Source organism: Dermacoccus sp. 147Ba, assembly GCF_004151355.1.
GTDB classification, from domain to species: Bacteria; Actinomycetota; Actinomycetes; order Actinomycetales; family Dermatophilaceae; genus Dermacoccus; species Dermacoccus abyssi.
In genome coordinates, this window is sequence record NZ_SEHL01000002.1 from 370,756 (window position 1) to 396,606 (window position 25,851).

Sequence of the window (25,851 nt, forward strand, 5' to 3'; positions counted from 1 at the left end):
TCAGTTCCCTCGCGGCGCGCGGTTGCCGAGGTCGTCGACGAAGACGCGCTGCATCATGTGCCAGTCCTCGGTGCGCTCGACGATCGCCGTCGACAACGCATCGACGCACTGCTGCGTGGCCGCGAGGACGTCGGCGCGCATGTCCGGCGACGAACCGGCATCGACAGGGTCGTGGAAGCGGATCTCGATGCCTCGCATCGCGCGACCCCTCGGAGGGTCGTAGGTGATCGTGACGGGGTACAGGCGAGCACCCGTGCGCCGGGCCAGAATCGCGGGCCCGGCGGCGACCCGCGCGTCGTGTCCGGCGAGCTTCACGGTGACGCCACGCTGCGTGAGGTCACGGTCCGACAGCAGCGGCGCAAAGGCGCCCGGCACCCGCAGCGCCGCCTCGACCTGACCCATGACGTCGACGCCCTGCGTCAACGGGATGATCGTCATGCCGAGGCCCTCACGGAACTCGAGGAACGCGCGGAAGAGCTCGTCGGGTTCGAGACGTTCGGCAACGGTCGTGACGTGCGCGAGCTCGGTGGCGGACCATGCGCCGGCGAGATCCCAGTTACCGAGGTGGCCGAGGTAGAGGACGATCGACTCCCCCGCCGCAAGGTCCGCCCGCACCTGGTCGATGGCACCGGTGGTGCGCACGAGCGAGCGCAGATCGTCTTGCGAGAGCGACTGGAGGCGGAACGCGTCGCACCAGTAACGGAAGTAGGAGCGCAGGCCCTCACGGGTGAGGTCGTCCAGGGCTGCGGCGTCGAGTTCCGGGCGGACCCGGGCGTAGTTCGAGCGCATCCGCTCGACGTCCTTGCCGCCGCGACGGTGAAGGACGTCCGCGATCTTCTCGAAGAGCGCGTACGCAGCCGGCTCGGGCAGGGCGCGCACGGCACGCCATCCGGCCTTGAAGGCGAGAACGGTGGCGGCGTCCTGCGCTCGCTTGCGGTAGGGAGCGGGCCGAGCCATCAGTTCGCGAGAGCCTTGCCGAGCGCCTGGCGACGCACCATGAGCATGCGCTGCAGCACGGTGATGAACGAGGCCACCGCGAGCAGGGCGAGCACGATCGTCAGGACGATGTACGGCAGGTCGAACAGGCCCGTGAGGCCGGTGGTGACGAGAACCGCGACGAGACGGTCGGCGCGTTCCGCGATGCCGACGTTCGCCTCCATACCGAGACCCTCGGCGCGAGCCTTGGCGTACGAGACGACGGAACCGAGCACGAGACAGGCGAGCGCGAGGCATGCCATGAGGAAGTTGTCGCCCTGGCCGGCGAAGTAGAGCACGAGGCCACCGAAGATGGCGGCGTCACCGACGCGGTCGAGCGTGGAGTCGAGGTAGGCGCCCCACACCGACGAGCGACCCGACAGGCGGGCCATGTTGCCGTCGAGCATGTCGGAGAAGACGAAGGCCGTGATGAACAGCGTGCCGACGAGGAACTCGCCGCGCGGGTAGAACCACAGCGCGCCGAACGAGACACCGAGCGTGCCGACGATCGTGACGACGTCAGGGCTGATGCCGAGGCGCAGGAGCAGCTGCGCCAGGGGGCGGAAGATCGCGGAGAAGAAGGCGCGCGCGTACTTGTTCAGCATGGTGACTCAACTGTAGCGGTTCGATACGTCGAGCCGAGGTGCGCGCCGCGCCGGACGAGTCACATCTCACCCCGCGTTCACGAGCCGCACGCCCCGCGAGGTCGAGGCCGTCAGTCGGTTGGCCAGGACGCCGCGATGCGCTGACGGCTGTCCTCGAGAAGCACCGGGAGAGCCTTCGTCTGGCCGACGATCGGCATGAAGTTCATGTCGCCACCCCAGCGGGGCACGATGTGCTGATGCAGGTGCGCAGCCACGCCGGCGCCCGCGACATCGCCCTGGTTCATGCCGAGGTTGAATCCGGCCGGGTTCGACGCCGCCTTGAGCGCGCGAATGCCCTGCTTCGTCAGCTTCGTGAACTCCTCGGTCTCCGCGTCCGTGAGGTCGATGTAGTGCGGCACGTGACGGTAGGGGCACACGAGCAGGTGGCCCGGGTTGTACGGGAAGAGGTTCATCACGACGAAGCAGTGCTCACCGCGGTGCACGATGAGGCCCTCGGCGTCGTCCTTGCCCGGCGCCGCGCAGAACGGACAGCCGTCGCCGGCGTCCCTCGAGGGGCGGTCGGCCTCGATGTAGGCCATGCGGTGAGGCGTCCACAGTCGGCCGAACCCGTCGGGCTCCCCCGCGAAGTCGTGCTCGGACTCGGCGTGCTCGGGAGTGAAGTCCTCGTTCTGCGTGACCATGCGCCCCATCCTAGGGAAACCCGCGCGCCGGGTCAGACCGGAGCGATCTCGGCGAGTTTCTCCACGAGCCGCTCGTCGCTCGCAGCGCCCGCGTGGGCCAGGCCGCCCACGCGCTCTGCCACTTTCTGTGCGACGGCTGCGGCATCGCCTTCACCCACGACGGCGACGGCGCTCGCGAGTCCGCCGAGGCCGCTTGCGGCGTCCTCGAGGTCGAGCCAGTCGTCGTCGGTGAGTTCCGCTGTCACACCCGCCCACACGACGCCCGCGGCCATGACGCCACGTTCGGCCAGCGATCCGACGCTCTCGCGCGGCAGCGAGCCGTCCTCACCGAGGTAGAGCACGACGGCGTTCGCCGCCGGCTTCGACGGGCAGGCGATGCAGCGCTCGCGCTGGTCGAGGGCCCAGATGATGTCGCTCATCGCTGCTCCTTCGTGGCCGCGAACGGTGCGTCGCGGTGCATGTGTCGCTCCTCCGGGGCACCGAGTCCGAGACGCTCGTACAACGGGCGCGCCTTCGGACGCGTGTTGAGCAGCATCCGCTCGACGCCGCGCGCGTCCGCCCAGGCGTCGACGGTGCGGAGCATGCGTTCGCCGAGTCCCGCGCCACGCTCGTCGGGCACGACGAAGACGAACGCGACGTACAACCACGGCTTGGCGCCGCGCGCGAGCGTCGGCATCCGGTGGACGAGGGCGCACTGCACGATGCCGACGACGGTGCCGTCGGAACGGGTGGCGATCCACGTGGGTACCTCGTCGAAGGCCGAGAGGAAGTCGTCCGCGTACTCGGTCACGAAACCGGCCCGATTCAGGTGCCCCTCCTCGAGGTCCGAGCGCAACCGAAGCGCTGCACAGGCGAAGGCGTCGTCACGCCTGGCCCGGGCGATGGTGATCGTCATGGCGCCAGTCAACCACGGCTTGACCCTTCGGCAAACGCCCCGCGCCGCACGGCAAACCACGATGTGAGACACGAGTCCCGCCCCTCGATACCGCCCGGGATATCCTCGGACCAGGTCACGAGCGCCAGCGTCAAACCCCGGTTTGCTGGCCGGCAACCCTCCCACCGCGGCGGGGTGCTCCGGGTGACGACCTGGCCCGGCGTCGGATACGCCCGGGCAAGCGCGGAAGCAGAGCTTCCGGCGCACCCCGCGTGCGAGGTTCGCGCACGGGTAGCGACCTTTCGAGGAGTTGTCATGAGCGCTCAGGACTGGGCTTTCGAGACCAAGCAGATCCACGCCGGCCAGGTGCCGGACGGGGACACCGGATCGCGCGCGCTGCCGATCTACCAGACGACCTCGTTCGTCTTCGACTCCGCCGAGACGGCGGCCAACCGCTTCGGCCTGTCCGACCTCGGCCCCATCTACACCCGCATCGGCAACCCGACGTCGCAGGCCGTCGAGGAGCGCATCGCGGCGCTCGAGGGTGGCGTCGGCGCCCTGCTGCTGGCCTCCGGCCAGGCCGCGACGACGTTCGCCATCCTCAACGTCGCGCAGGCAGGCGACCACGTCGTCGCGTCGCCCGCTCTCTACGGCGGTACGTACAACCTGCTCAAGTACACGCTCAAGCGTCTCGGTGTGGAGACCACCTTCGTCGAGGACATCGGTGACCTCGACGCGTGGAAGAACGCCATCCGACCGAACACCAAGCTCCTCTTCGGTGAGACGCTGAGCAACCCCGACCAGAAGGTCCTCGACGTCGCGGGTGTTGCCGCTGTCGCCCACGACGCCGGCCTGCCGCTGTTCGTCGACAACACCGTCGCGACGCCGTACCTGCTGCGCCCGATCGAGCACGGCGCGGACGTCGTCATCCACTCGGCGACGAAGTACCTCGGCGGCCACGGCACGTCGATCGCCGGCGTGCTCGTGGACGCCGGAACGTTCGACTACGCCAAGGAGCCGGAGAAGTTCCCGCAGTTCAACGAGCCGAGCGAGAGCTACCACGGCCTCGTTTTCGCCCGCGATCTCGGCGTCGGTTCGGCGCTCGGCGCGAACCTCGCATTCATTCTCAAGGCGCGCGTCGAACTGCTGCGCGACCTCGGCTCCGCCGTGTCGCCGTTCAACGCCTTCCTCATCGCGCAGGGCCTCGAGACGCTGTCGCTGCGCGTCGAGCGTCACGTGGAGAACGCGGAGAAGGTCGTCGCTTACCTGAGCGAGCACGCGCAGGTCGAAAAGGTCTTCTACGCCTCGAAGGACGACAGCCCGTACAAGGAGCTGGCCGACCGCTACCTGCCCACCGGTTCCGGTGCAGTGTTCTCCTTCGAGATCGCCGGCGGCATCGACGCGGGCAAGGCGTTCGTCGACGCCCTCGAGCTGCACTCGCACGTGGCCAACATCGGTGACGTCCGCTCGCTCGCCATCCACCCGGCGACGACGACGCACAGCCAGGGCAGTGACGACGACCGCCGCGGCGCCGGCGTCACGCCCGGCCTCGTGCGCCTGTCGGTCGGCATCGAGAACGCGAACGACATCATCGCCGACCTCGACAAGGGCTTCGCAGCCGCGAAGGCTGCCTCCGCCTGATCGCCCGCACCGCGGAGACTACGACGAAGCCGCCACCCCAAATCGGGGCGGCGGCTTCGTCGTATGTGGATCAGGCCTCGGCAGGTGCCTCGGCCGCCGTGGGCGACGTGTTGTTGCGCGAGGCGATGTACGCGGCGATCTCGGCCACGGCCTCGTCGACCGGCACGCCGTTCTTCTGCGAGCCGTCGCGGTAACGGAAGCTCACGGCTCCGTTGTCGCGGTCCTCCTCGCCGGCGATGAGGATGAACGGCGCTTTCGACTTCGAGGCGTTGCGGATCTTCTTCGGGAAGCGGTCGTCGCTCGTGTCGATCTCGACGCGTACGCCGGCCCGACGCAGCTTCTCGCCCACCTCGCCGAGGTAGTCGTAGTACTCCTCCGCGACCGGAACCCCGAGCACCTGAACCGGTGCGAGCCACGCCGGGAACTGCCCCGCGTAATGCTCGACGAGCACACCAAGGAAGCGCTCGATCGAACCGAACTTCGCCGAGTGGATCATGACCGGCTGCTGACGCGTGCCGTCCTGAGCCTGGAACTCGAGGCCGAAGCGCTCGGGCATGTTGAAGTCGTACTGGATCGTCGACATCTGCCACGTACGGCCGATGGCGTCACGTGCCTGCACGGAGATCTTCGGGCCGTAGAAGGCTGCGCCGCCCGGGTCGGGCACGAGCTCGAGGCCCGAGGCGTTCGCGACGTCGGCGAGCACCTGCGTCGCGACCTCCCACTGCTCGTCGGTGCCGATGAACTTGTCCTTCTTGTCGCCGGCCTCGTCACGCGTCGACAGCTCGAGGTAGAAGTCGTTCAGCCCGAAGTCACGCAGCAGCCCGAGGATGAAGTCGAGCAGGTGCTTGATCTCGCCCGGCGCCTGCTCCGGCGTCACGTAGGAGTGGGAGTCGTCCTGGGTGATCATGCGCACGCGCGTGAGGCCCGAGAGAACGCCGGACTTCTCGTCGCGGTAGACCGTGCCGAACTCGAAGAAGCGCAGCGGCAGCTCACGGTAGGAGCGTCCGCGCGAACGGAAGATCTCGTTGTGCATCGGGCAGTTCATCGCCTTGAGGCGGTACTTCTGCCCGTCGAGGTCCAGCGGCGGGAACATGCCGTCGGCGTAGTAGGGCAGGTGACCCGAGGTGTAGAAGAGGTCTTCCTTCGACACGTGCGGCGTGCCGACGTAGCTGAAGCCCTCTTCGATGTGGCGACGGCGGACGTAGTCCTCCATCTCCCGCTTGATGATGCCGCCCTTCGGGTGGAACACGGGCAGGCCGGGGCCGATGTTTTCGGGGAAGCTGAACAGGTCCATCTCCGCGCCGAGCTTGCGGTGGTCACGCTTCTCGGCCTCGGCGAGGCGCTCGAGGTAGGCCTTGAGCTCGTCCTTCGTGGGCCACGCGGTGCCGTAGACGCGCTGCAGCTGCGGGTTCTTCTCGCTGCCGCGCCAGTAGGCCGCAGCCGAACGCATCAGCTTGAAGGCGTTGCCGAGCACCTTCGTCGACGGCACATGCGGGCCGCGGCACAGGTCGCCCCAGGCGACGCTGCCGTCACGACGGACGTTGTCGTAGATCGTCAGTTCACCGCCGCCGACCTCGGCCTCGGCGCCCTCGGCGGCATCGGCCGCGTTGCCCTTGAGGCCGATGAGCTCGCACTTGTACGGCTCGTCCTTGAGCTCCTCGAGGCCCTCGGCGTCGGTGATGACGCGACGACGGAAGGTCTGGCCCTCGTTGACGATCTTGAGCATCGCCTTCTCGAGCTTCTTGAGGTCGTCGGGGGTGAACGCCTCGGCGACGTCGAAGTCGTAGTAGAACCCGTCGGTGATGGGCGGACCGATGCCGAGCTTGGCGTCGGGGTTGGCCTGCTGCACGGCCTGGGCGAGCACGTGTGCGGCAGAGTGACGCAGCACGGCGAGGCCCTCGGGCTCCTGTGCCGTGACGGGCTCGACGACGGCGCCGGCCGGCACCTCGCGGTGCAGATCCCACAGGTCGCCGTCGACCCGCATGACGAGGACGGCCTTGTCGTCGCCGAACAGGTCCGTGCCCGTCGTCCCGACCTCCACCTCGCGCTGGTCACCGGCGACGGTCAGGGTGATCTGTTCGGACACGGGAGGTCTCCTTGGAAGTCGGGATGGGGGCGCACCTGCGCCGACCCGATGCAAGGTTACCGGCTCCCCGAAGTGCCGGGCGAGCCGGTTTGCCGCGCGATCAGAGGCTGTTGACGATGACGGCGGCGAGGCCGCTCGCCACGAGGACCAGGACGACGAGGACCGCGACGAGGAACGTCGACATGCCACCGCCGCTCGGCGCGGGACGCGGCGCCGGTCTGGCGCTGGCGACACGTGCAGGGGACGCCTGATGCGCGCGCGGCGGGGCACTGGGTCGCGACGGCGCCGGTGCGGGGCGTCCGGAGCCGCCGGCCGCAGCACGACGGCGTTCCTTCTTGATAGCGGCGATCCACTCGCCCGCCGACGGCGGACGCTCGGCAGGGTCCTTGCGCAGCGCCCACCGAATAGCGGCGTCCACGCGCGGCGTCACCCCGTCGACGCGTCCGACGAGCGACGGGGCCTTCGCGTGGCGGTGGGCCTGGCGCAGCTCCTCCAGTTCCCGCCCAGCGAAGGGCGGTTCACCCGTGAGCGCGTAGTAGAGGACGCAGCCGAGGGCGTAGACGTCCACCGCGGGCCCGTCCTCGGATGATGCGGTGAAGCGCTCGGGCGCCATGTAGGCCCACGACCCGAGAATCTGCGAGCCGGCCGCCACCTTGTGCCGGTCGACGACGGCGATGCCGAAGTCGGCGAGGTAGACGAATCCCTTGCGGTCGACGAGGAGGTTGGCGGGCTTCACATCGCGGTGGACGACGCCCGCGGCGTGCGCGTCGTCGAGGGCCGAGGCAGCCTGCTCGACGATCTCGATGGCCGTACCGAGCGATGCCGGCCCGAACTGCCGCACGACGCCCGAGAGGGAGTGCCCGTCGACGTAACGCATGTCGAGGTAGGCCTGGTCGTCGATCTCGCCGTAGTTGTGGATCGGCACGATGTGCGGTGAGTTCATACGCCCCACGAGGTCGGCCTCGCGGCGGAAGAGCTTGAGGTAGTCGGCCTCGTCGGCCTCCTGGTCGGCAATCACCTTGAGCGCGACGACACGGTCGTAGCGCGTGTCGCGGGCCCGCCAGACACGCCCCATGCCGCCCTGCCCGATGACGTCGAGCAGTTCGTACGGTCCTAGGTGTTGCACGCGGACACCTCCCCTTTCTCGCGGCGAGGCCAACCTTACGGTCTCGTCCTGCTTCGCCTCGCGTGTACGCGCCAAACGCCGGGTCACCCCCTACTTGCGGGTGACCCGGCGTTCGCTTCGACTCGTTCGCGGGTCAGTCGGTTCCGAACTCCATCGCCGCTTCGTCGAGGGCGATCGCCTCGGCGTGCGCATTGGGGTTGGACGCGATCTGCTTCGCGCCGCCCGGCTCGAGCTGGCCGACGAGGTCGGTCTGCGCGCGGCCCAGGCCGCCCGAGGCGGCGTAGAACTCGAGCTTCTCGCGGGTGTCGGCGATGTCGAGGTTGCGCATCGTGAGCTGACCGATGCGGTCGACGGGACCGAACGCCGCGTTCTCGGTGCGCTCCATCGACAGCTTCTCCGGGTGGTAGCTGAAGTTCTCGCCGACGGTGTTGACGATGGAGTAGTCCTCACCGCGACGCAGGCGCAGCGTCACCTCACCGGTGACGGCGGTGGCGACCCAGCGCAGCAGACCCTCGCGGATCATGAGCGACTGCGGGTCGAACCAACGGCCTTCGTAGAGCAGGCGGCCGAGGCGACGACCGTCGTTGTGGTACGCAGCGATGGTGTCCTCGTTGTGCACGGCGTTGAGCAGTCGCTCGAAGGCCGTGAAGATGAGCGCCATGCCGGGGGCTTCGTAGATGCCGCGCGACTTGGCCTCGATGATGCGGTTCTCGATCTGGTCGCTCATACCGAGGCCATGACGACCACCGACGGCGTTGGCTTCCTGGAACAGCGCGACGACGTCGCCGCCGAAGTCGTCGCCGTTGATGGCGACGGGCAGGCCGCGTTCGAAGCGAACGGTGACGTCCTCGGTCTCGATCTCGACGGACGGATCCCAGTGGGCCACACCCATGATCGGCGAGACGATCTCCATCGACTCGTCGAGGTGCTCGAGGGTCTTGGCCTCATGCGTGGCGCCGAGGATGTTGGCGTCCGTGGAGTAGGCCTTCTCGGCCGAGTCGCGGTAGGGCAGACCGTGCTCGGTGAGCCACTCGGACATCTCCTGACGGCCACCGAGCTCGGTGACGAAGTCGGCGTCCAGCCACGGCTTGTAGATGCGCAGCCCCGGGTTCGCGAGCAGACCGTAGCGGTAGAAACGCTCGATGTCGTTGCCCTTGAAGGTGGAGCCGTCACCCCAGATGGAGACGCCGTCCTCCTGCATGGCGCGCACGAGGAGCGTGCCCGTCACGGCGCGGCCCAGCGGCGTCGTGTTGAAGTAGGTGCGACCGCCCGAGCGGATGTGGAAGGCACCGCACGCGATGGCGGCAAGACCCTCCTCGACGAGGGCCTTCTTGCAGTCGACGAGACGCGACAGCTCGGCACCGTACTGCCCGGCGCGGCCGGGGATGCCCTCGATGTCGTCCTCGTCGTACTGGCCGAGGTCGGCCGTGTAGGTGCAGGGAACGGCGCCCTTGTCGCGCATCCACGCCACAGCGACGGACGTGTCGAGGCCACCGGAGAACGCGATGCCGACGCGCTCGCCGGTCGGCAGTGAAGTCAGAACCTTGGACATGCCGCCGACTCTATCGGCCCAATGACTAGTTATGCAAAACAATCGCATACCTACTCATTCGCGCGTTCATGGGCGCGTTCCAGACTATCGGGGGCGCCGGCGCTTGCGGGCATGATGGGGGCATGGATACCGCTGCGGGACAGGCCGGAACGAGCTTCGACGCGGTCGTCCTCGTCGGCGGCCGCGGTTCGCGTCTCGGCGGCGTCGACAAGGCCGCTCTCGACCTCGGAGGGCACCCACTCGTCGACGCCTCGCTGAACGCTGCTCGGGGCGCGCGGACGCTCGTCGTCGTCGGTCGAACCTCGGCGCCACTCCCCTCACGCGCGGTCCTCACCCAGGAGGAACCGGCCGGATCGGGCCCCGCCGCCGGGTTCGCCCGAGGCCTGACATCGATTACCGACCCGGCCTCCTGGACACTGCTCCTGGGCTGCGACGTGCCGGGGGCTGGCGACGCGGTGCGTCGCCTGCTCGACGCCCGCGCAGCTGGTGGCGACGCTGATGGCGTCGCTGATGTTGACGGGTTCGTCCTCACCGACGCCGACGGGCGCGCGCAGTGGATGCTCGGGCTATACCGGACGGCCGCGGTGCGCGCCGCCGTCAACGCATCCGCCGCGACGAACCTCTCGATGCGTGCGCTGTTCGCCGGGCTCGATCTCGTCCTCGTACGTCCGGCAGGCCCGGAGTGGCACGACATCGACACGTGGGCCGACCACGCCGCGTGGACCGAACGCCTCGACCCGCAGCGGCCGGCCTGACTCCCGTCCCGATGTCGCGGCGGTCGCTTGGGCCGACTCTCCTGCGCTTGGGCCGACTCGGCCTCGGCCCAACCGCGTCGAAGTCTGCCCACCGGGATGACGACAGTGCGCTGACATCATGGTGACCCATGAGCACCCACCCCGAGCAGTGGACCCGCTGGGTCGAGAAGGCCTGCACCGCGCTGGACCTCGACCCGGCAGATATCGACATCGATCTCGTCCACGAGCTGTCGAAGAACGTCTCGCACGAGGTGACGCGGCCACTGGCGCCGGTCTCGAGCTACCTCCTCGGCATCGCCGTCGGGCGACGCCTCGAGCGGGGCGAGCCCGTGGACGCCGCGGCTCAGCGCGAAATCGCGGACCGGGTTCCGCTCACCGACTGACGTCGTGCGCTGATCGACTCAGCCGCCGATGGCACTCATCGGGCGTGGCGGCTGCAGGAAGCCTGGCTCGTTGATGCCGTGTCCGGGCAGCTTGCTTGCGAGGCACTCGTGGATCTTCGCGGTGATGTCGTCGTCGCTCGCGCCGGAGCGCAGGATGTCGCGCAGGTTCGTCTCCGTGCGCGAGAACAGGCACGAGCGCAGCTGGCCGTCGGAGGTGAGGCGCAGGCGGTCGCACGCCCCGCAGAACGGCATGGTGACGCTCGCGACGACGCCGACGCGGGCGGGTCCGCCGTCGACCTCGAACAGTTCGGCCGGTGCGGCACCGCGGCCAGGCACCTCCGTGAGCGTGTGGTGCGCGCGCAGGGCATCGAGGATCTCGGCGCCCGTGATCATCTCGGTCCGCGACCAGATGTGCCCGCCGTCGAGCGGCATCTGCTCGATGAAGCGCAGTTCGTAGCCTTCACGGATCGCCCACTCGAGCAGGTCGTTCGCTTCGTCGTCGTTCTCACCGCGCAGCAGCACGGTGTTGACCTTGATCGGCTCGAAACCGGTAGCGCGGGCGGCGTCGAGACCGGCCATGACGTCGTCGAAGCGGCCCCGACGGGTCATCGTCTTGAAGCGCTCCGGGTCGAGGGTGTCGAGGCTGACGTTGAGCCGCGCAAGTCCCGCTTCCCGAAGCGGTTCCGCGAGACGGGCAAGGCCGATGCCGTTCGTCGTCATCGAGATCTCGGGGTGCCCCTCCGGCCCCTCGAGTGCCGCGAGACCTTCGACGATGGCGACGATGTCGGGGCGCAGAAGCGGCTCTCCCCCGGTGAGCCGGATCTCGGCGATGCCGGCCTCCACCGCAACGCGCGCGATGGTGAGCATCTCCTCGAGGGTGAGCAGCGTCGGTTTCGGTGCGAGCGGCACACCGTCCGCCGGCATGCAGTAGGTGCAGCGCAGGTTGCACTTGTCCGTGAGCGAGATGCGCAGGTCGCGGTGGACGCGCCCGAAGGAATCGACCAGCCCGTGGGTCATGTCAGGCCCGACCAGACGTCGTCGCCGTCGGTGTTGTGCTGGTGCTTCCAGATCGGCAGGGAGCGCTTCACCTCTTCGACGAGTTCGTTGCACAACGCGAACGCCAGGGCCCGGTGCGGTGACGACACCGCTGCGACGATCGCGATGTCCCCGACGCCGAGGCGTCCGACCCGGTGCGTGACGGCGATGCGGGCGACACCGTCAGGGTCGAGCCGCGCGGCTACGTCGGACGCGATGTGCGCCATCGTCTCGCTGGCGCTGGGGTGGGCCGAGTAGTCGAGGTGCGTGACCTCACCGTCGATCTGCGGGTCGTGGTTGCGGACCGCTCCGACGAAGCTCGCGGTGGCTCCCTGACGGGCGTCCTCGACGGCGTCGAGGTGGGCCTGCAGATCGAGCGGCGCGTCGACGACGTCGGCGATGAGGACCGGCATCAGCGCCCGCCGCCAAAGATGCTCGAACGGTGACAACGCATTGCATCAGGCTATCCCAGCCAGTTCAACGCCCGGTGGCCCACACCTGGGTAAGCGATGGGTACCAAAAACGCGGAACCCGAAGGATTCCGCGTTATCTATGGTGGATGTAAAGGGACTCGAACCCCTGACCTCTCGCGTGTGAAGCGAACGCTCTAACCAACTGAGCTATACATCCGTGTGGTGCGCGGGAAACATTAGTCGAACTCCTGCCCGACACCAAACCGGCCACGGGCCGCTCAGCCCAGGCCGGGCACCTTCGCGAGGAGGTCCTTGGCGAAGTCGGGGAACCAGCCCGGCACGCCGGAGACGGCGAACATCGCCCAGAAGATGGCCAGCACGAGCGCGAACGTCAGAAGACCTGCGATGGCCTTGGCCCATAAGCCCTTCTTCTCGAGCCAGTCCCACCAGGCCTCGACGGTGCCGCGCACCCACTTGAGCAGGTTCTGGGCCCACTCGAACTCACTCGCCCAGATACCCAGCCCGATGAAGATGATGACCCAGCCGGGCCCCGGGAACGGCAGCAGGATGATGCCGATGAGGACGACGATGAGACCGAAGATGGCCACCGCCATCCGGTAGATCTGCGCGCTTCGCGGGTTGGCGCGGATGCGTCGTCGCCACTCCCAGCGATCGCGATCGCCTCCGTCGACGGGCGTCGCCCCGTGTGCCTGCTCCTCGTGCATGGCAAGGAAGCCTACGAGGCGCAGCGCCTTCGTGCACCTTGACGGGTGAACAGCGTGTCAGGAGAGGAGCTCGTCCTGACGCTCGGAGAACACCTCGGCAAGTCGTGCGGTGACGCGGCCCGGCGTGCCCTCCTCGCCCAACTGCCGTTCGTTGATGGCGTGAATCCCCTGCACGTTTCGCGTCGAGGACGTGAGGAACGCCTCATCGCATTCCGTGAGGACATCGAAGCTCAGCGGCTCTTCGACGATCTCGATGCCGGCCTCACGGCCCCAGCGGATGACGAGGTCACGGGTGATGCCTGCGAGGGGGCCGTCCTCGAGCGGCGGCGTGACGACGCGCTCCCCCAGTACGACGAAAATGTTGGAGCCCGTGCCCTCACACAGGTTCCCGAGGGTGTTCGCGAAGATCGCCTCGCTGCCACCGTTCTGCTTCGCGGCGGCCAGTGCGACGACGTTCTCGGCGTACGAGGTCGTCTTGAGTCCGGCGACCGCCGAGTTCTCGTTGCGCGTCCAACGCACGGTCGCGATCTTGGTCGTCGGCGCCGGGCGCGGTACGGCGGAAGCGGTGACGATGTGGGTCGGCGGGGCGTCGCCGCGGTCGGAACCGAGCGGCCCGACGCCGCCCGTCACCGTGTAGCGCAGACGCCCGAAATCGATCTGGTCACCTTCGAGCACGGCGGCGATGCCGTCGTCGACCTTGGCTCGGTCGAGCTTGGGCAGCCCCAGGCCGGCGAGCGAGCGGTCCATGCGGTCGTGGTGCATCTCCAGCGCGAAGACACGGCCATTCTCCACCTTGGCGGTCTCGAAGACGCCGTCCCCGACCGTCACGCCGTGATCGATCGGCGAGATGGCGGCACCGTCGTCGACGCGTCGACCTTCGACCCAGATTCGGACGCTCATGCATTCCTCCTAGTGTGTCGGCCATCAGCGATGCCCAACAGTCGACGTGCCTTAAGTTCGGTCTCGTGCCACTCGGTGCCGGGGTCGGAATCCCAGGTGATTCCCGCACCCGCACCGAACGACACACCACCAGAGACTATCGGCCCGGAGGCCGATTCGTTTCGGTGTATTTCGCGACCGTTCTCGCGCCAAAACGTCCGGATTCCGACGGCGAGTTCAGCCTGCCCGGTTGTGCCGTCAACCCACCCGATCGCGCCGCAGTAGGGGCCGCGCGGGGCGGTCTCCAGTTCGGCGATGACGTCCAGCGCACTGCTCTTCGGAGCGCCCGAGACCGACCCTGGCGGGAAGGTGGCGTCGAAGACCTCGGGCCAGCGGACACCGTCGCGCATCTGCCCACGCACGGTCGACACGAGATGAACGAGCCCCGGGTGGTGCTGGGCCTCGAGCAGACCGTCGACGCTGACCGTTCCCGGCCGACAGACGCGCTGCAGATCGTTGCGCACGAGGTCGGTGATCATGATGTTCTCCGTGGCGTCCTTCGCGAGCATGCGCTCGAGCGTCGAGGCGGTGCCCTTGATCGGTGCCGACGTCAGCGCGCTCCCCTCACGCGCCAGGAAGAGCTCGGGCGAGGCGCTTGCGATGTCGACGTGCCCCTCGACGTCGATGCGGCACGCGTAGGGCGCCGGATTGTCGACGAGGAGGTCTGCGAAGAGGCGATCGAGATCGTCGCGTTCGGCACCGTCTGCGCCGTCCCGCTCGAGAACACGGCAGAGATTGACCTGGTAAACGCGGCCCCGTGCGATGTCGTCCCGGATCGCAGCGACGCCGCGTTCGTAGGCCCCGCGGTCGAGGCTCGTGCTCCAGGCGCCTTGCGCCACCGTCGATGCCTGGTGATCGGGCTCATCGCTTCCCAGTCGCGCCTCGAGAGCCCCTGCCCACGCGCGATCTTCGTGGTGGACGACGTGACGCAACCGCGCCGCCGTGACCCGGCCCTCGAAGGTGACGACCAGCGCGTGGAACGCCGGCTCGTCGAGCACGGCGAGGTCGTCGTGGACGGACTCCACACCCCACGCACTCACCGCGCGGAACAGGGCGCGTTCGCCGTGCGCCTGCTCGATACCGTCCATCACGCCGCAAGGCTAGAACATACGAAAACACCCCCGGCGCTCGGCCGGGGGTGTTTCGTGGTGGTGGGCGATACTGGGTTTGAACCAGTGACCTCTTCCGTGTCAAGGAAGCGCGCTACCGCTGCGCCAATCGCCCGAGAACGGGATTGGAGCGGACAACCGGGCTCGAACCGGCGACCTCAACCTTGGCAAGGTTGCGCTCTACCAACTGAGCTATGTCCGCCTGTTTCCTCGACCTCATGGTCTCGGCAACGACGAGAACGTTACCCGGTTCATCGATCGTTCACCAAATCGCGGGTGTGCGCAGCGCTCAGGCGGCTTCGCTCACTCCTCGACGACGTGGATCGCCGACTCCTCGGCGCTCTCGTCACCGCCGGCGTAACCCTCGTCGGACGCAACGAGGTCCTTCTCCTCGTCCTCTCGTTCGCCCTCGTCCGGGGCGACGAGACGACCGGCCTCGCGTGCGTCCACCTCCTCCGAGACACCGTCGGGGTTGCCGTACGCGGAGTCGGGGTCGACGTCCGGCGTTTCCTCGGCCAGGCGCTCGTCGAGGGTCTCGGTGCCGCCGTGGTCGGCCCAGCGGGGCTCCTTCTCAGGGGCCGTGATGCCGGCGTCGAGGGCCTCTTCGTACTCGCGGCCGCTCATGTCGTCCGCCGCCGAAGCCTGGTCGGCGAATTCGCTCAGGGTGCCTTCGTCTTCGTGGTTAGTCATGGGGCCATCATGACAGGCGGCTCCGGCGGATCGACGTGGGAGCCGGACCGAAACGCGAACGATCCCCGCAGCGGAAGGGCTGCGGGGATCGTCATCGAACTGGTGGGCGATACTGGGTTTGAACCAGTGACCTCTTCCGTGTCAAGGAAGCGCGCTACCGCTGCGCCAATCGCCCGAGGTGGAGACGGGATTTGAACCCGTGTAGACGGCTTTGCAGGCCGTTGCCTCGCCTCTCGGCCACTCCACCACGCGAGTAAAATCTCGCACGTGTCCAAGAAGACACAGAGCGGACAACCGGGCTCGAACCGGCGACCTCAACCTTGGCAAGGTTGCGCTCTACCAACTGAGCTATGTCCGCCTGAAGCTTCGCGCAGTGCGCGTCGCAACGAGGTGAAACTCTAACCCATCCCTGTCGCGGGCGCCAACTTGTCGCAGGCGCAGGGGGCCTCGGCCCAGGGCAGGCACCGCCGCGGGCACGAGATCGCCTCGTCCACCGCCCGCACTCACCGGCAGCTCAGGCCGAGCGACGCTCCGCGTCGTCCTGCGTTTCAGTGCCTGCGGCCTCGTCATGGGCACCGTCGGCCGCCGTGAGCCGCGCGGGGGTTCGCTCCCCCTCGGGACGCACGTGGCTCGCGCCGAGGGAGTCGAGGTCCTCCTGGTCGTACGGGCGATCACTCGTCTCGAGGACGCGGGAGCGGACCTTGGCCACCTGCTCCTCGATGAGGCCCTTCGTGCGCGCACGCACGCCCTTGGGCGCCGAGGCAACCGGCCACAGGCGCGCGACGGCCGAGTTGAGGGCCGCGCCGATGAGCACCGAGATCGCGAGGAAGTACAACCAGATGAGCACGATGATCGTCGCGGCGAGGGGCCCGTAGATCGAGATGCCGCCCACCGAAGCCGACAGCCAGTTACGCAGGAAGACCGAGATGACGACCCACGCGACGAGCGTGAAGGCGGCTCCGGGCAGGTCGCGCACCCACGGCGTCCGGATCGGCGTGGCGATGTAGTAGAGCGTGGCGAAGGCCACGATCGTCAGGCCGCCGACCACCGGCCAGTACAACGACAGAAGGAACAGGAAGCCCGGCGGCAGGAGGCGTCCGAGCAGGTCCGGGCCGAGCACGATGAGCGGCAACACGACACCCATGACGAGCAGCGCGCAGAAATAGAGGGCGACCGAGAGCATGCGCGTCCGCACGATGCCGCGCTCCCCACCCTGGCCGTACATGATCGAGACGGTGTCGATGATGACGTTCACCATGCGCGAACCGGACCACAGCGAGATGAGGAACCCGATCGAGACGACATCGGGGCGGCCGCCGTCGAGGGCGTCCTGCAGGGTCGGCATGAGAACGTTCTGCAGGGCCTCGCCCGACAGCACGCTCGCCATCGAGGCCTCGATGGAGCCGGTGATCTCGTCGACCGTTCGGCCGCCGAGCGCCTGACCGACGTAACCCATGACGCCGAGCAGCCCGTAGACGAGGGGCGGGAACGACAACAGGGCGAAGAATCCGGCCTCCGAGGCGAGACCCGTCACGCGGTAGCGCATGCACTGGCGCACCGTGACGAGCACGAGGCGGATGAGTGCGTAGAGGCCCGGCACACGGCGGGCCCAGGTGCGAGCGAACGTGCGGAATCGGGAGGGCTCCTCCACGACCGGTTGCTCACTCACGCCGCAAAATTAGCGACCCAACGGCCCGAATTCGTGCTGCCACGCCCGAGCGTCCACCCGAAAGTACTCGAATCGAGGGTTGTCCCCTGCTCGTGGTTAGGTAAAGCCCATGGATATCTGGCCGGGCAAGCCCTACCCCCTCGGTGCCACGTTCGACGGCACCGGCGTCAACTTCGCGATCTTCTCCGAGGTCGCGGAGAAAATGTACCTCTGCCTCATCGACGAAGATCTCAAGGAGCAGCGCATCGAACTGACGGAGGTCGACGGCCACGTCTGGCACGCCTACCTGCCCGGCGTCCAGCCCGGTCAGCGTTACGGCTATCGCGTCGAGGGCCCCTACTCCCCCGAGGACGGTCAGCGCTGCAACGTCAACAAGCTGCTGCTCGATCCCTACGCCAAGGCCATCGACGGCCAGATCGACGGCGACGAGTCGCTGTTCAGCTACTACTTCCTCTCGCCGGAGAAGCGCAACGACGAGGACTCGCTCGGCCACACGATGTTGAGCGTCGTCATCAACCCGTACTTCGACTGGGGTCACGACCACCCGCCGCAGCACGAGTACCACGAGAGCGTCATCTACGAAGCCCACGTCAAGGGCCTGACGATGACGCACCCGGACGTGCCCGAGGAGATTCGTGGCACGTACGCCGCCGTCGGTCACCCCGCGATCGTGGGCCATCTCGTCGACCTCGGCATCACGGCCATCGAGCTCATGCCCGTGCACCAGTTCGTGCAGGACACGACGCTGGTGGAGAAGGGCCTGACGAACTACTGGGGCTACAACACGATCGGCTTCCTGGCGCCGCACAACTCCTACTCGGCGTCGGGGTCGCGCGGCCAGCAGGTCACCGAGTTCAAGGCGATGGTCAAGGCCCTGCACGAGGCCGGCATCGAGGTCATCCTCGACGTCGTGTACAACCACACCGCGGAGGGCAACGAGAACGGACCGACGCTCGGATTCCGCGGTCTCGACAACGAGGCGTACTACCGCCTCGTCGACGACAACAAGGCGCACTACTTCGACACCACCGGCACGGGTAACTCGCTGCTCATGCGCAGCCCGCACGTGCTGCAGCTCATCATGGACTCGCTGCGCTACTGGGTGAACGAGATGCACGTCGACGGCTTCCGCTTCGACCTCGCCGCCACCCTTGCGCGTCAGTTCCACGAGGTCGACCGCCTGAGCGCTTTCTTCGACATCATCCAGCAGGACCCGGTGATCAGCCAGGTCAAGCTCATTGCCGAGCCGTGGGACGTCGGTGACGGCGGCTACCAGGTCGGCAACTTCCCGCCCCTGTGGACGGAGTGGAACGGCAAGTACCGCGACACCGTGCGCGACTACTGGCGCGGCGAACCGGGTTCACTCGGCGAGTTCGCCTCACGCCTCACGGGTTCGAGCGACCTGTACGCCCACTCGGGTCGCCGCCCGATCGCGTCGATCAACTTCGTCACGGCGCACGACGGCTTCACGATGCGCGACCTCGTGTCGTACAACGAGAAGCACAACGACGCCAACGGTGAGGACAACAACGACGGCGAGAGCCACAACCGGTCCTGGAACTGCGGCGTCGAAGGCGAGACAGACGACGAAGGCGTGCTCGCGCTGCGCGAGCGTCAGATCCGCAACCACCTCACGACGCTGCTCCTGTCGCAGGGTGTGCCGATGGTGCTGCACGGGGACGAGCTCGGCCGCACCCAGGACGGCAACAACAACACCTACTGCCAGGACAACGAACTCTCCTGGATCGACTGGGATCTCGACGAGCGCCGCAGCTCACTGCTCGAGTTCACCAAGCAGCTCATCGCGCTGCGACGTGAGCACCCCTCGTTCCAGCGTCGTCGCTTCTTCGCCGGTGAGGCGCAGCACGGCGGACGCAGCGAGTGGGGCGACATCGTGTGGTTCCGCGCGAGCGGCGAGGAAATGCAGGACGAGGATTGGACCTCCGGTGCCGGCACCCTCATGGTCTACCTCAACGGCGACGCCATCCACACGAACGACGCCAAGGGTCAGCCGGTCGTCGACGACCACTTCCTCATGTTCTTCAACCCCGGACACGAGGAAGCGGAGTTCACCATTCCCGACGTCGTGCGCGAGGCGGACTGGAGCTTCGCCATCACGAGCTCGCAGGACGACGAACAGGAGAACAGCGAGTGGAACGAGGGCGAGCAGGTGAAGCTGCCGGCGCGCACCGTCGCCGTGCTGCAGGCACCGCGCGATGCCGAGTGAGCGTTCGCTCCTTGAGCTGAACGCGACGAAGGCCGTCACCGTCCACTTCGGACGGCGACGGCCTTCGTCGTTTCGGCGCTGACCGGTGTCCGCTCTCACAGCTGCGCGAGCGCGGCCTTCTGCTCCTCGACGTCGAACGTCGCTTCGGGCCACGTGAGGTCGAGCGAGCGCAGGTGCTCGAGGAGCAACTGCTGCACGGCCAGGCGCGCGTACCACTTGTTGTTCGCCGGAACGACGAACCAGGGCGCGATGTCCGTCGACGTGCGCTCGAGCACTGCCTGGTAGGCATCCTGGTACTCGGGCCAGTAGGCGCGTTCCTTGAGGTCGCCCGGGTTGAACTTGTAGAACTTCTCCGGGTTGTCGAGTCGCTCGGCCAGCCGCGCCTTCTGCTCGTCGGCGTCGATGTGGAGCATCACCTTGATGATCGTCGTGTTCTTGGCGACGGTCGACTCCTCGAAGGCGTTGATCTGTCCGTAGCGACGCATCCAGACCGGGCGCGAAACGAGGTCGTGGACACGCACGATGAGCACGTCCTCGTACTGGCTGCGGTCGAAGACGCCGATGTAGCCGGGCTTCGGCAGAGCGTTGCGGATGCGCCAGAGGAACGGGTGAGCCTGCTCCTCCTTCGTCGGTGCCTTGAACGACGTGAGCTCAACGCCCTGCGGGTCGATGCTGCCGATGACGTGGCGCATGATGCCGCCCTTGCCCGAGGTGTCCATGCCCTGAACGACGAGGAGGACGCTCCGACCGTCGGGGTGACGCTCACTGGCGTAGAGACGCTCTTGCAGGTCGGCGAGTTCCTCGCCGGTCTTGCGCATGAGCTTCTCGGCCTTCTTCTGGTCGCCGTCGAACGCGGGGGTGCTGCTCGCGTCGAGGTCGGCCAGGGAGAAGCCGGGCGTCACCTTGAGCGCCGAGGTGAAGTCGCTCAGCTGCGCCGTGTGCTTCTTCTTCGACTTCTTCGACTTCTTCGTCGACTTGTCCTTGCCGACCTTCTTCGCGGCCTTGACTGCCTCGTCCTTCTTGGCCTTCTTCGCGGCTTCGGTGGCGGGCTTCGACGAGGCCTTCTTGGCGCTGCCCTTCTTCTTGGCAGGAGCCTTTTCGGCCTTCGCCTTGGCCTTCGCGGCCTTCTCCGATGCCTGCTCGGCGACCTTCTTCGTGTCGCTCGAGGTCAGTTCGTCGTCACGCTTCTTCGACTTCGTGTCGGCGTCGGCCTTGGCGGACGCGTTGTCCTTGTTCTTGCCCATGCTTGTCATCATCACAGAACGCGACGTGTCTCGCTATGGTTCGGCGCTCAACCGGCGTCATCTTCGTGCGGTGATTCGCCGACTCTCGTTCGCGCGCAGAAGGCCTCGGCGTCCGTTGAGGTGGGCAGAGCCCCGGCTCGTCAGGCGAGGTAGTCGCGAACGACCGTCTCCCAGCGCTCCGGGTCGGTGTTCCACTCGCGCACGTGTCGCGCGACCTCCCAACGTTCCCAGCGCACGAGATCCGGGCGCGCCGCAGCGACGGCCGCGCTCGGCCCGTACGGCACGAACTCGTCGTCGACGGAGTGGATGACGAGCATCGGCTTGACGAGTTCGTCGGCGCGCTCGACCCAGTTCGTCAGCTTGATGTCGACGGCCTCGCTCACCCCGATGGTGTGCCGGCTCGTGCGGCTTCCGAGGAGGAACCCGGACAGCGTCGCGAGGCTGGGGTGCACGCGATTGGCACGCGCGTGGTGGAGCATGACATCAGCCCAGTCGAGCACCGGACCGTCGAGCACGACCTTGTGCACGAACGGTGCGAATTCGGAGCGTGCGAGGAACTGCATCGTAATGGCGCCACCCATGGACCACCCGAGCAGATCGACGCTCGTGGCGCCGTGCGCGAGGGCGTACTGAACGGCGGTCTCGACGTCCTTCCACTCGGTGAGTCCGAGGCCGTAACGCCCGTCGAGGCTCGGCGGGCCCTCGAAGTCGTTGCGGTAGCTCGTGACAACGCAGGTGATACCGAGGTCGTGAAGCACCGGTACGGCACGCAGGGTTTCGCCGCGACGCGCGCCACGCCCGTGGACGAGAACGGCCCAGCGCTGACCGTCCCCGGCGTGTGTCACCCATGCGGGCGCGGGCCCGTACTCGGTTTCGAGGACGACGTCTTCGGTCTCGATGCCGTAGGCGTCCTGGGGTGACCCGTCGACGTACCAGCCGCTCCACCGGGCGCGCCCGGGTGCGAGGTCGCCGCGGGTGACCGAGTCGACGCGACGGATGATGTCGCCGTGCTCGGTCTCGCCGAGCACCTCGCCGATTCGGGCGTGACCGCGTTCGTTGTCCCAGAAGAGCCCATAGCGGCCCGGGGCGCGGGACTCGACGGTCGGGGCGAAGACCGCGGAGGTGACACGTCCGTCGCGGCCATGTCTGACGGTGAGCACCATTGCGTCATCCGGACGTTCGCGCTCCGGCGTGACGAGTTTGCGCGCGAAGAACGCGGCAACGGCCACGGACGCGAGCGAGGTCGTGGCAGCGAGGGAGCCACCGACGATCGCGCCGATGGCCAGGGAACGGCGAGCAGATGGACGTTGCACGTTCCCATCCTTTCACCGGCGCGCGAGAATGGTCGGCATGGATCTGCCTCTCGATCTCCCCGTCGCGCCGATGCTGGCCAAGGCGGCGACGCGCGTGCCCACCGACGCCGGCTACACGTACGAGCCCAAGTGGGACGGATTCCGTTGCATCGTGGCGCGGGACGGCGACGAGGTCGAGTTGCAGTCACGCGGCACGAAGTCGCTCACGCGCTACTTCCCCGAGGTGGTGGAGCACCTGCTCGGGGTTCTGCCGGAGCGGATCGTTCTCGACGCGGAGATCGTCGTGACGAGCGGCGAGCCGGGCGCGCAGCGCCTCAACTGGGACGCGCTCGGTCAGCGGATTCACCCTGCGGCCTCGCGCATCGAGAAGCTGTCCACCGAGACGCCCGCGCAGGTGATCGCTTTCGACCTGCTCGCACTGGGCGACGAGGATCTCACTGCCCTGCCCTACACCGAGCGCCGCGCACGGCTCGAGGCGGTGTTCGCCGACTTGCCGGACTCGGATTCGCTGTTCCTCACCCGCACGACCGACGACCCTGCCGAGGCGCAGCGTTGGTTCGAGGAGTTCGAGGGCGCCGGGCTCGACGGCGTCGTTGCCAAGCTCGACGACGGCGCCTACGAGCAGAACAAGCGCACCATGATCAAGGTCAAGCACAAGCGCACCGCGGAGGCCGTGCTCGTCGGGTATCGGGTGCACAAGAGCGGTTCGGGTGTCGGCTCGCTCTTGTTGGGTCTCTACGCCGACGACGGAAGGCTCTACAACGTCGGCGGTATCAGTGCGTTCACCGGGAAGCGGCGCCAGGAACTCGTCGAGGAGTTGGAGCCGTTCGTCGTGCGCGACGAGGAGGGTGGCGCGGTGACCGGTGAGACGGACCGTTCACGCTTCAGTGCGTCGAAGGACGTCTCCTTCGTCAGGGTGCGCCCTGAACGGGTCGTGGAGGTGGCGTTCGACCAGTTGGAGGGCCACCGCTTCCGTCACGCGGTGACGTTCCTGCGGTGGCGCCCGGACCGGGAGCCGGAGTCGTGCACCATGGACCAGGTCGATCGAGCACCGGCCTACGACTTGGGGCGGGTGCTGCGCTCCTCCTGACGCGCGGCCGTCACTGTGTGGCGGAGCCGACGCGGGGCGCTCAGTGAATCGTTTTTCGCCCGAATGAAGCGGGGGCGTCAGACGCTGATCGCGACGTCCTCGTCGACGACGGGCGCGGGCGCCTTCTTGCCGAAGCGCTGCTGCGCGGCCTGCTTGCTGATGCCGAGGCTCGACCCGATCTGCGACCACGAGTCACCCTTGGCGCGTCGCTCGGCGACGACCCACTTGATGGTGTCGCTCATGAGGTTGTTGAGCATCGCGAGGCCCTCGAGCTCGTCCTTGGTGAACAGGTGCGTCTGCACACGGAAGCCTTCCATGATGCGAGCGGCCGCCTCCTCGACGGACTTCTCCGAGATGCCGCGCAGTTCCTGCGGCAACGGCTTGCTGATCTTTGGCATTCCATGATCGTAGGAGCGGCCTCGCACCCATGTCAATCTGACTTGACTGAACTCACGCGCCGCCGGCTCCCCTGATGGGCTAGGACCCAGAGCCGGGATCGCGCTGCGCCGGTAGGCAGACCCATGAAAGGAGAGGGCATCGCCGAGCCAATGCGTGCAGGCCTAGCGTCGTCAAGCTCCTGGACCCTTGGGCGGCACGCCCCGCTCGAGGTCCCATATGAAAAAGCCCTAACGAGCAAGCGCGACCGCCGCTTGACTGGTATGATTTTCAATCATTTGCACAGGACCTTTGGGGCATCAACATGGCGACCAAGACCGAATCCCAGAGAATTGGCGCCGTGGCGTTCTCGATCGCTGAAGCGTTCTTTGAACGCGCCGGGTGGAATGTTATCAATGTCGACGGCACCAAGGACTACGGGACCGACGCGATCGTCGAGATTTTCGTGGGCGGAAAACTCGAGCCCCTCATGTTTAACGCTCAGATAAAAGGAACAACCGACACAGCAAGCAAACGTTCCGTTCCAATTAGAATTGAGACGCTTAATGATTGGACGGAGAGGTCCAGAACCCATTCGCCCACACTCATAGTGCTAGTGGACATTGAGACCTCCAAGCTCTACGGCAGGTGGGCAGACCACCACGACACGTACCCCAATTACCCGGCAGCCTCGAGCACGATGTCGTTCGACGAGAGTGACGAGCTTAACGACGTTAGCGGCATTCTGGGCCACGTCAAGACGTGGCTATCTGTGCGGAGGCGCGAGAACCTGCCCCCAACCGTCTCTGCGAATTTCGACCCATCCTGTCCTGCGCGGCGGGAGTCCGATCTTCTTCGCGCCCTTTTCGGTGAGAATGGCGGGCCGGCCACTCCCGTCCCGAAGGGTGGGAATTTCCACATCCTTGTCAGCGAAAAGGATGTGCGCCTGGAAGCCCCGGGCGGGCTGGCGTCGATAACTTTGCACAATTACGAGATATCGCCGGAAACAACGCTTCTCGACATGTCACTGTCCATTGCATTGCTCCTGCTGGCTCTGGGGCGACCAGCCGAGGCGTATCAACTGGCACGCGAATCTGCGAACGCCCCCATTCTATGGTCCCCCGATATTCGTGGCGGGCTCGCGGACATTTACGATGCAAACTCGGACATTTCGCGCCTCTGTGAACTAATTTGCCTAGACACTGAAGAATCGAATCTCTTCGTGGACGCGCTTATCGCTCTCTCGGCGGTGCGCCTTTTTACGTCGGGCGTCCTCTCTGGTGAAATATCGCCCAATCACACGTATGAGGGGGCATTGCTTCTAGCGCGACTGGTTGACCTGCACACGTTAGCCCAGGAGACTCATAATGATGAATTAAGATTCATGGTGGATTGGGCCTTCGGTTGCGCGCCACATCTCATCCAAGACGCCGTAACGCATCTTGACGCGGCCGCTTCAGTCCGCCCGGAGATGTTAAAGGAAAAATTTTTTTACGAAAAACGCGCCCTAGCGGCGGATATCACTGGGCGTGTCCTTGAGCTTGTCGAAACTTACGAGCGGTGGCTAGAGAACTGCCCAGATTCATTTGACGAGGTCAGGGGACGATATCTGGACTCGCTCCTCCAGTCGGGGCAGTTTGAAACAGCGGTTACCGAGTACCAGCGCATATTTCCTGAAGACGCCTCACCCGCAAGTGAGGACGAGGCACTGGGCTTACTAGTTCGATTGGCCTGCTGCCAAATAGTTGAGGTCTTAGAGGTCACAGCCCAGCACAGAGAGGGCGCCGCCAACGATGATCCAGCGACAGTTGAGGTGACTGCAGAGCGGGCGGAAAGGCACTTGAAGGAACGAGATGCGTTGTCCCTGCCCCACTGGATAGCACTTAAGCCTGAGCCCGAGCCAATCTTTGTTTTTTTATATTTGCGCAATAGCGCGCCGCTATGGGCGCACTTTTGCATGGAGGTCGCCGCGCGCTATGGAGTTGATTCTGATGCGCAAGACCAGACATCTAAAACTCTTGTCGACCTAGCAGTGATCCTAGGAATCAGCAAGAACCCGCAGGAATTCATGAGAACGATCGTGAGAGAGGCTAGCTCTACAATCCGGAAAAAAATCTCAGAACGCGTAGACGCCCTCCTCACAAGCCTGTCGCGACCGACTCAAAAATGATGGCCTATTATCGACCGTCCCAGCAAATTCCAAGGTAAATTTTGCCAGTCAATTCATTAACTGTCGACGTAGACGATCTGGAATATTCTGCTCTATTCGTTTCCCGTATGGTCGCCCTCGGTGCTGTCTGCAGTAGCGAGCCCTCACGCAACCCACCGATGGCGTTGGTCTTTTC

At 66.7% G+C, this 25,851-nt stretch carries 24 protein-coding genes, 6 tRNA genes and 1 riboswitch; of the genes, 6 read left to right on the forward strand and 24 right to left on the reverse strand.

Features of this window, described 5'->3' with window-relative positions:
• The 5 genes from EVU97_RS04035 to EVU97_RS04055 form a co-directional block, all read right to left on the reverse strand.
• The gene (locus EVU97_RS04035; protein WP_129663690.1) at positions 1-957 is read right to left on the reverse strand and encodes a phosphatidylinositol mannoside acyltransferase; all 957 of its coding nucleotides are present in this window, start codon (positions 955-957) and stop codon (positions 1-3) included.
• Positions 957-1,580: a phosphatidylinositol phosphate synthase gene (pgsA, locus tag EVU97_RS04040; RefSeq protein WP_129663692.1), complete on the reverse strand. Its 624-nt coding sequence runs from the start codon at positions 1,578-1,580 to the stop codon at positions 957-959. Before pgsA ends, EVU97_RS04035 begins: the two co-directional genes overlap by 1 nt.
• A 110-nt stretch (positions 1,581-1,690) precedes the next feature.
• On the reverse strand, positions 1,691-2,260 hold the full coding sequence (locus tag EVU97_RS04045) for an HIT domain-containing protein (RefSeq protein WP_047311560.1): 570 nt from the start codon (positions 2,258-2,260) through the stop codon (positions 1,691-1,693).
• A gap of 32 nt (positions 2,261-2,292) precedes the next feature.
• The gene (locus EVU97_RS04050; protein WP_047311559.1) at positions 2,293-2,679 is read right to left on the reverse strand and encodes a hypothetical protein; all 387 of its coding nucleotides are present in this window, start codon (positions 2,677-2,679) and stop codon (positions 2,293-2,295) included.
• On the reverse strand, positions 2,676-3,155 hold the full coding sequence (locus EVU97_RS04055; RefSeq protein WP_129663694.1) for a GNAT family N-acetyltransferase: 480 nt from the start codon (positions 3,153-3,155) through the stop codon (positions 2,676-2,678). The genes EVU97_RS04050 and EVU97_RS04055 overlap by 4 nt, the downstream gene beginning before the upstream one ends.
• Positions 3,156-3,268: 113 nt before the next feature.
• A riboswitch (SAM riboswitch) is annotated at positions 3,269-3,384 on the forward strand.
• A gap of 65 nt (positions 3,385-3,449) precedes the next feature.
• On the opposite strand from EVU97_RS04055, the gene EVU97_RS04060 reads away from it, so the two are divergent.
• The gene (locus tag EVU97_RS04060) at positions 3,450-4,775 is read left to right on the forward strand and encodes a bifunctional o-acetylhomoserine/o-acetylserine sulfhydrylase (protein WP_129663696.1); all 1,326 of its coding nucleotides are present in this window, start codon (positions 3,450-3,452) and stop codon (positions 4,773-4,775) included.
• 70 nt (positions 4,776-4,845) lie between these two features.
• Here the strand turns inward: EVU97_RS04060 and thrS are convergent, their stop codons facing one another.
• From thrS to argG, 3 genes are all read right to left on the reverse strand, one after another.
• Positions 4,846-6,861, reverse strand: a complete 2,016-nt coding sequence (gene thrS, locus EVU97_RS04065) for a threonine--tRNA ligase (RefSeq protein ID WP_129663698.1) — start codon at positions 6,859-6,861, stop codon at positions 4,846-4,848.
• A 100-nt stretch (positions 6,862-6,961) separates the two neighbouring features.
• Positions 6,962-7,987 (reverse strand): serine/threonine-protein kinase, encoded by a 1,026-nt coding sequence (locus EVU97_RS04070; RefSeq protein WP_052946975.1) that lies wholly within the window; start codon positions 7,985-7,987, stop codon positions 6,962-6,964.
• A gap of 133 nt (positions 7,988-8,120) precedes the next feature.
• Complete coding sequence (gene argG / locus EVU97_RS04075; protein ID WP_129663699.1) at positions 8,121-9,539, reverse strand: argininosuccinate synthase; 1,419 nt, start codon at positions 9,537-9,539, stop codon at positions 8,121-8,123.
• 122 nt (positions 9,540-9,661) lie between these two features.
• Between argG and EVU97_RS04080 the strand changes: the two genes are divergently transcribed.
• Together EVU97_RS04080 and EVU97_RS04085 are read left to right on the forward strand one after the other, a co-directional pair.
• Positions 9,662-10,294 (forward strand): molybdenum cofactor guanylyltransferase, encoded by a 633-nt coding sequence (locus EVU97_RS04080; RefSeq protein ID WP_129663702.1) that lies wholly within the window; start codon positions 9,662-9,664, stop codon positions 10,292-10,294.
• A gap of 128 nt (positions 10,295-10,422) precedes the next feature.
• Positions 10,423-10,677, forward strand: a complete 255-nt coding sequence (locus EVU97_RS04085; protein WP_047311554.1) for a DUF6457 domain-containing protein — start codon at positions 10,423-10,425, stop codon at positions 10,675-10,677.
• A gap of 18 nt (positions 10,678-10,695) precedes the next feature.
• On the opposite strand, the gene moaA is transcribed toward EVU97_RS04085, so the two are convergent.
• The 13 genes from moaA to EVU97_RS04150 all read right to left on the reverse strand — a co-directional run bounded on the left by moaA (position 10,696) and on the right by EVU97_RS04150 (position 17,257).
• Positions 10,696-11,694, reverse strand: coding sequence for a GTP 3',8-cyclase MoaA (moaA, locus tag EVU97_RS04090; protein ID WP_129663704.1), 999 nt, complete (start codon positions 11,692-11,694; stop codon positions 10,696-10,698).
• Complete coding sequence (locus tag EVU97_RS04095) at positions 11,691-12,125, reverse strand: molybdenum cofactor biosynthesis protein MoaE (RefSeq protein ID WP_118913216.1); 435 nt, start codon at positions 12,123-12,125, stop codon at positions 11,691-11,693. Before EVU97_RS04095 ends, moaA begins: the two co-directional genes overlap by 4 nt.
• A gap of 140 nt (positions 12,126-12,265) precedes the next feature.
• Positions 12,266-12,342, reverse strand: a tRNA-Val gene (locus tag EVU97_RS04100).
• A gap of 61 nt (positions 12,343-12,403) precedes the next feature.
• Complete coding sequence (locus EVU97_RS04105; RefSeq protein ID WP_129663706.1) at positions 12,404-12,850, reverse strand: TIGR02611 family protein; 447 nt, start codon at positions 12,848-12,850, stop codon at positions 12,404-12,406.
• Between the two features lie 57 nt (positions 12,851-12,907).
• Positions 12,908-13,750 carry an aminotransferase class IV gene (locus EVU97_RS04110; protein ID WP_129663708.1) on the reverse strand — a complete coding sequence of 281 codons (843 nt, stop codon included), beginning with the start codon at positions 13,748-13,750 and terminating at the stop codon, positions 12,908-12,910.
• Positions 13,747-14,877, reverse strand: coding sequence for a chorismate-binding protein (locus tag EVU97_RS04115; RefSeq protein WP_129663873.1), 1,131 nt, complete (start codon positions 14,875-14,877; stop codon positions 13,747-13,749). The genes EVU97_RS04110 and EVU97_RS04115 overlap by 4 nt, the downstream gene beginning before the upstream one ends.
• Before the next feature lie 61 nt (positions 14,878-14,938).
• Positions 14,939-15,013 (reverse strand) — tRNA-Val (locus tag EVU97_RS04120).
• 11 nt (positions 15,014-15,024) lie between these two features.
• Positions 15,025-15,100: transfer RNA gene (locus tag EVU97_RS04125), tRNA-Gly, on the reverse strand.
• A gap of 101 nt (positions 15,101-15,201) precedes the next feature.
• Positions 15,202-15,588, reverse strand: a complete 387-nt coding sequence (locus tag EVU97_RS04130; protein ID WP_129663710.1) for a DUF5709 domain-containing protein — start codon at positions 15,586-15,588, stop codon at positions 15,202-15,204.
• Between the two features lie 100 nt (positions 15,589-15,688).
• A tRNA-Val gene (locus tag EVU97_RS04135) sits at positions 15,689-15,763 on the reverse strand.
• 1 nt (position 15,764) lies between these two features.
• Positions 15,765-15,835, reverse strand: a tRNA-Cys gene (locus EVU97_RS04140).
• A 38-nt stretch (positions 15,836-15,873) separates the two neighbouring features.
• Positions 15,874-15,946, reverse strand: a tRNA-Gly gene (locus EVU97_RS04145).
• Positions 15,947-16,102: 156 nt separating this feature from the next.
• Complete coding sequence (locus tag EVU97_RS04150; protein ID WP_118913221.1) at positions 16,103-17,257, reverse strand: YihY/virulence factor BrkB family protein; 1,155 nt, start codon at positions 17,255-17,257, stop codon at positions 16,103-16,105.
• Between the two features lie 109 nt (positions 17,258-17,366).
• Between EVU97_RS04150 and glgX the strand changes: the two genes are divergently transcribed.
• Positions 17,367-19,484 (forward strand): glycogen debranching protein GlgX, encoded by a 2,118-nt coding sequence (gene glgX / locus EVU97_RS04155; RefSeq protein WP_129663712.1) that lies wholly within the window; start codon positions 17,367-17,369, stop codon positions 19,482-19,484.
• Between the two features lie 95 nt (positions 19,485-19,579).
• On the opposite strand, the gene EVU97_RS04160 is transcribed toward glgX, so the two are convergent.
• Entirely contained in the window at positions 19,580-20,728 is a 1,149-nt protein-coding gene (locus EVU97_RS04160; RefSeq protein WP_129663714.1) for a PPK2 family polyphosphate kinase, read from the reverse strand.
• 140 nt (positions 20,729-20,868) lie between these two features.
• Entirely contained in the window at positions 20,869-22,041 is a 1,173-nt protein-coding gene (locus EVU97_RS04165) for an alpha/beta hydrolase (protein WP_129663716.1), read from the reverse strand.
• Positions 22,042-22,078: 37 nt separating this feature from the next.
• Between EVU97_RS04165 and EVU97_RS04170 the strand changes: the two genes are divergently transcribed.
• The gene (locus tag EVU97_RS04170; RefSeq protein ID WP_129663718.1) at positions 22,079-23,131 is read left to right on the forward strand and encodes an ATP-dependent DNA ligase; all 1,053 of its coding nucleotides are present in this window, start codon (positions 22,079-22,081) and stop codon (positions 23,129-23,131) included.
• A gap of 77 nt (positions 23,132-23,208) precedes the next feature.
• Here EVU97_RS04170 and EVU97_RS04175 read toward each other — a convergent pair whose 3' ends face one another.
• Positions 23,209-23,529 (reverse strand): hypothetical protein, encoded by a 321-nt coding sequence (locus tag EVU97_RS04175; RefSeq protein ID WP_129663720.1) that lies wholly within the window; start codon positions 23,527-23,529, stop codon positions 23,209-23,211.
• 302 nt (positions 23,530-23,831) lie between these two features.
• Here EVU97_RS04175 and EVU97_RS04180 point away from each other — a divergent pair, with 302 nt between their 5' ends.
• Complete coding sequence (locus tag EVU97_RS04180) at positions 23,832-25,676, forward strand: DUF4365 domain-containing protein (RefSeq protein ID WP_129663722.1); 1,845 nt, start codon at positions 23,832-23,834, stop codon at positions 25,674-25,676.
• The last annotated feature ends 175 nt before the right edge of the window (positions 25,677-25,851 follow it).

What these genes read in the sequence shown, in the direction of transcription:
- EVU97_RS04175 (WP_129663720.1), bottom strand. Translation starts at nt 23,529, where the DNA reads ATGCCAAAGATCAGCAAGCCGTTGCCGCAGGAACTGCGCGGCATCTCG.
- EVU97_RS04095 (WP_118913216.1), bottom strand. Translation starts at nt 12,125, where the DNA reads ATGCCGGTCCTCATCGCCGACGTCGTCGACGCGCCGCTCGATCTGCAG.
- moaA (WP_129663704.1), bottom strand. Translation starts at nt 11,694, where the DNA reads ATGACCCACGGGCTGGTCGATTCCTTCGGGCGCGTCCACCGCGACCTG.
- EVU97_RS04085 (WP_047311554.1), top strand. Translation starts at nt 10,423, where the DNA reads ATGAGCACCCACCCCGAGCAGTGGACCCGCTGGGTCGAGAAGGCCTGC.
- EVU97_RS04055 (WP_129663694.1), bottom strand. Translation starts at nt 3,155, where the DNA reads ATGACGATCACCATCGCCCGGGCCAGGCGTGACGACGCCTTCGCCTGT.
- EVU97_RS04170 (WP_129663718.1), top strand. Translation starts at nt 22,079, where the DNA reads ATGGATCTGCCTCTCGATCTCCCCGTCGCGCCGATGCTGGCCAAGGCG.
- pgsA (WP_129663692.1), bottom strand. Translation starts at nt 1,580, where the DNA reads ATGCTGAACAAGTACGCGCGCGCCTTCTTCTCCGCGATCTTCCGCCCC.
- EVU97_RS04035 (WP_129663690.1), bottom strand. Translation starts at nt 957, where the DNA reads ATGGCTCGGCCCGCTCCCTACCGCAAGCGAGCGCAGGACGCCGCCACC.
- EVU97_RS04045 (WP_047311560.1), bottom strand. Translation starts at nt 2,260, where the DNA reads ATGGTCACGCAGAACGAGGACTTCACTCCCGAGCACGCCGAGTCCGAG.
- EVU97_RS04050 (WP_047311559.1), bottom strand. Translation starts at nt 2,679, where the DNA reads ATGAGCGACATCATCTGGGCCCTCGACCAGCGCGAGCGCTGCATCGCC.
- glgX (WP_129663712.1), top strand. Translation starts at nt 17,367, where the DNA reads ATGGATATCTGGCCGGGCAAGCCCTACCCCCTCGGTGCCACGTTCGAC.
- EVU97_RS04130 (WP_129663710.1), bottom strand. Translation starts at nt 15,588, where the DNA reads ATGACTAACCACGAAGACGAAGGCACCCTGAGCGAATTCGCCGACCAG.
- EVU97_RS04060 (WP_129663696.1), top strand. Translation starts at nt 3,450, where the DNA reads ATGAGCGCTCAGGACTGGGCTTTCGAGACCAAGCAGATCCACGCCGGC.
- EVU97_RS04105 (WP_129663706.1), bottom strand. Translation starts at nt 12,850, where the DNA reads ATGCACGAGGAGCAGGCACACGGGGCGACGCCCGTCGACGGAGGCGAT.
- EVU97_RS04180 (WP_129663722.1), top strand. Translation starts at nt 23,832, where the DNA reads ATGGCGACCAAGACCGAATCCCAGAGAATTGGCGCCGTGGCGTTCTCG.
- EVU97_RS04110 (WP_129663708.1), bottom strand. Translation starts at nt 13,750, where the DNA reads ATGAGCGTCCGAATCTGGGTCGAAGGTCGACGCGTCGACGACGGTGCC.
- EVU97_RS04115 (WP_129663873.1), bottom strand. Translation starts at nt 14,877, where the DNA reads ATGGACGGTATCGAGCAGGCGCACGGCGAACGCGCCCTGTTCCGCGCG.
- EVU97_RS04080 (WP_129663702.1), top strand. Translation starts at nt 9,662, where the DNA reads ATGGATACCGCTGCGGGACAGGCCGGAACGAGCTTCGACGCGGTCGTC.
- argG (WP_129663699.1), bottom strand. Translation starts at nt 9,539, where the DNA reads ATGTCCAAGGTTCTGACTTCACTGCCGACCGGCGAGCGCGTCGGCATC.
- EVU97_RS04160 (WP_129663714.1), bottom strand. Translation starts at nt 20,728, where the DNA reads ATGGGCAAGAACAAGGACAACGCGTCCGCCAAGGCCGACGCCGACACG.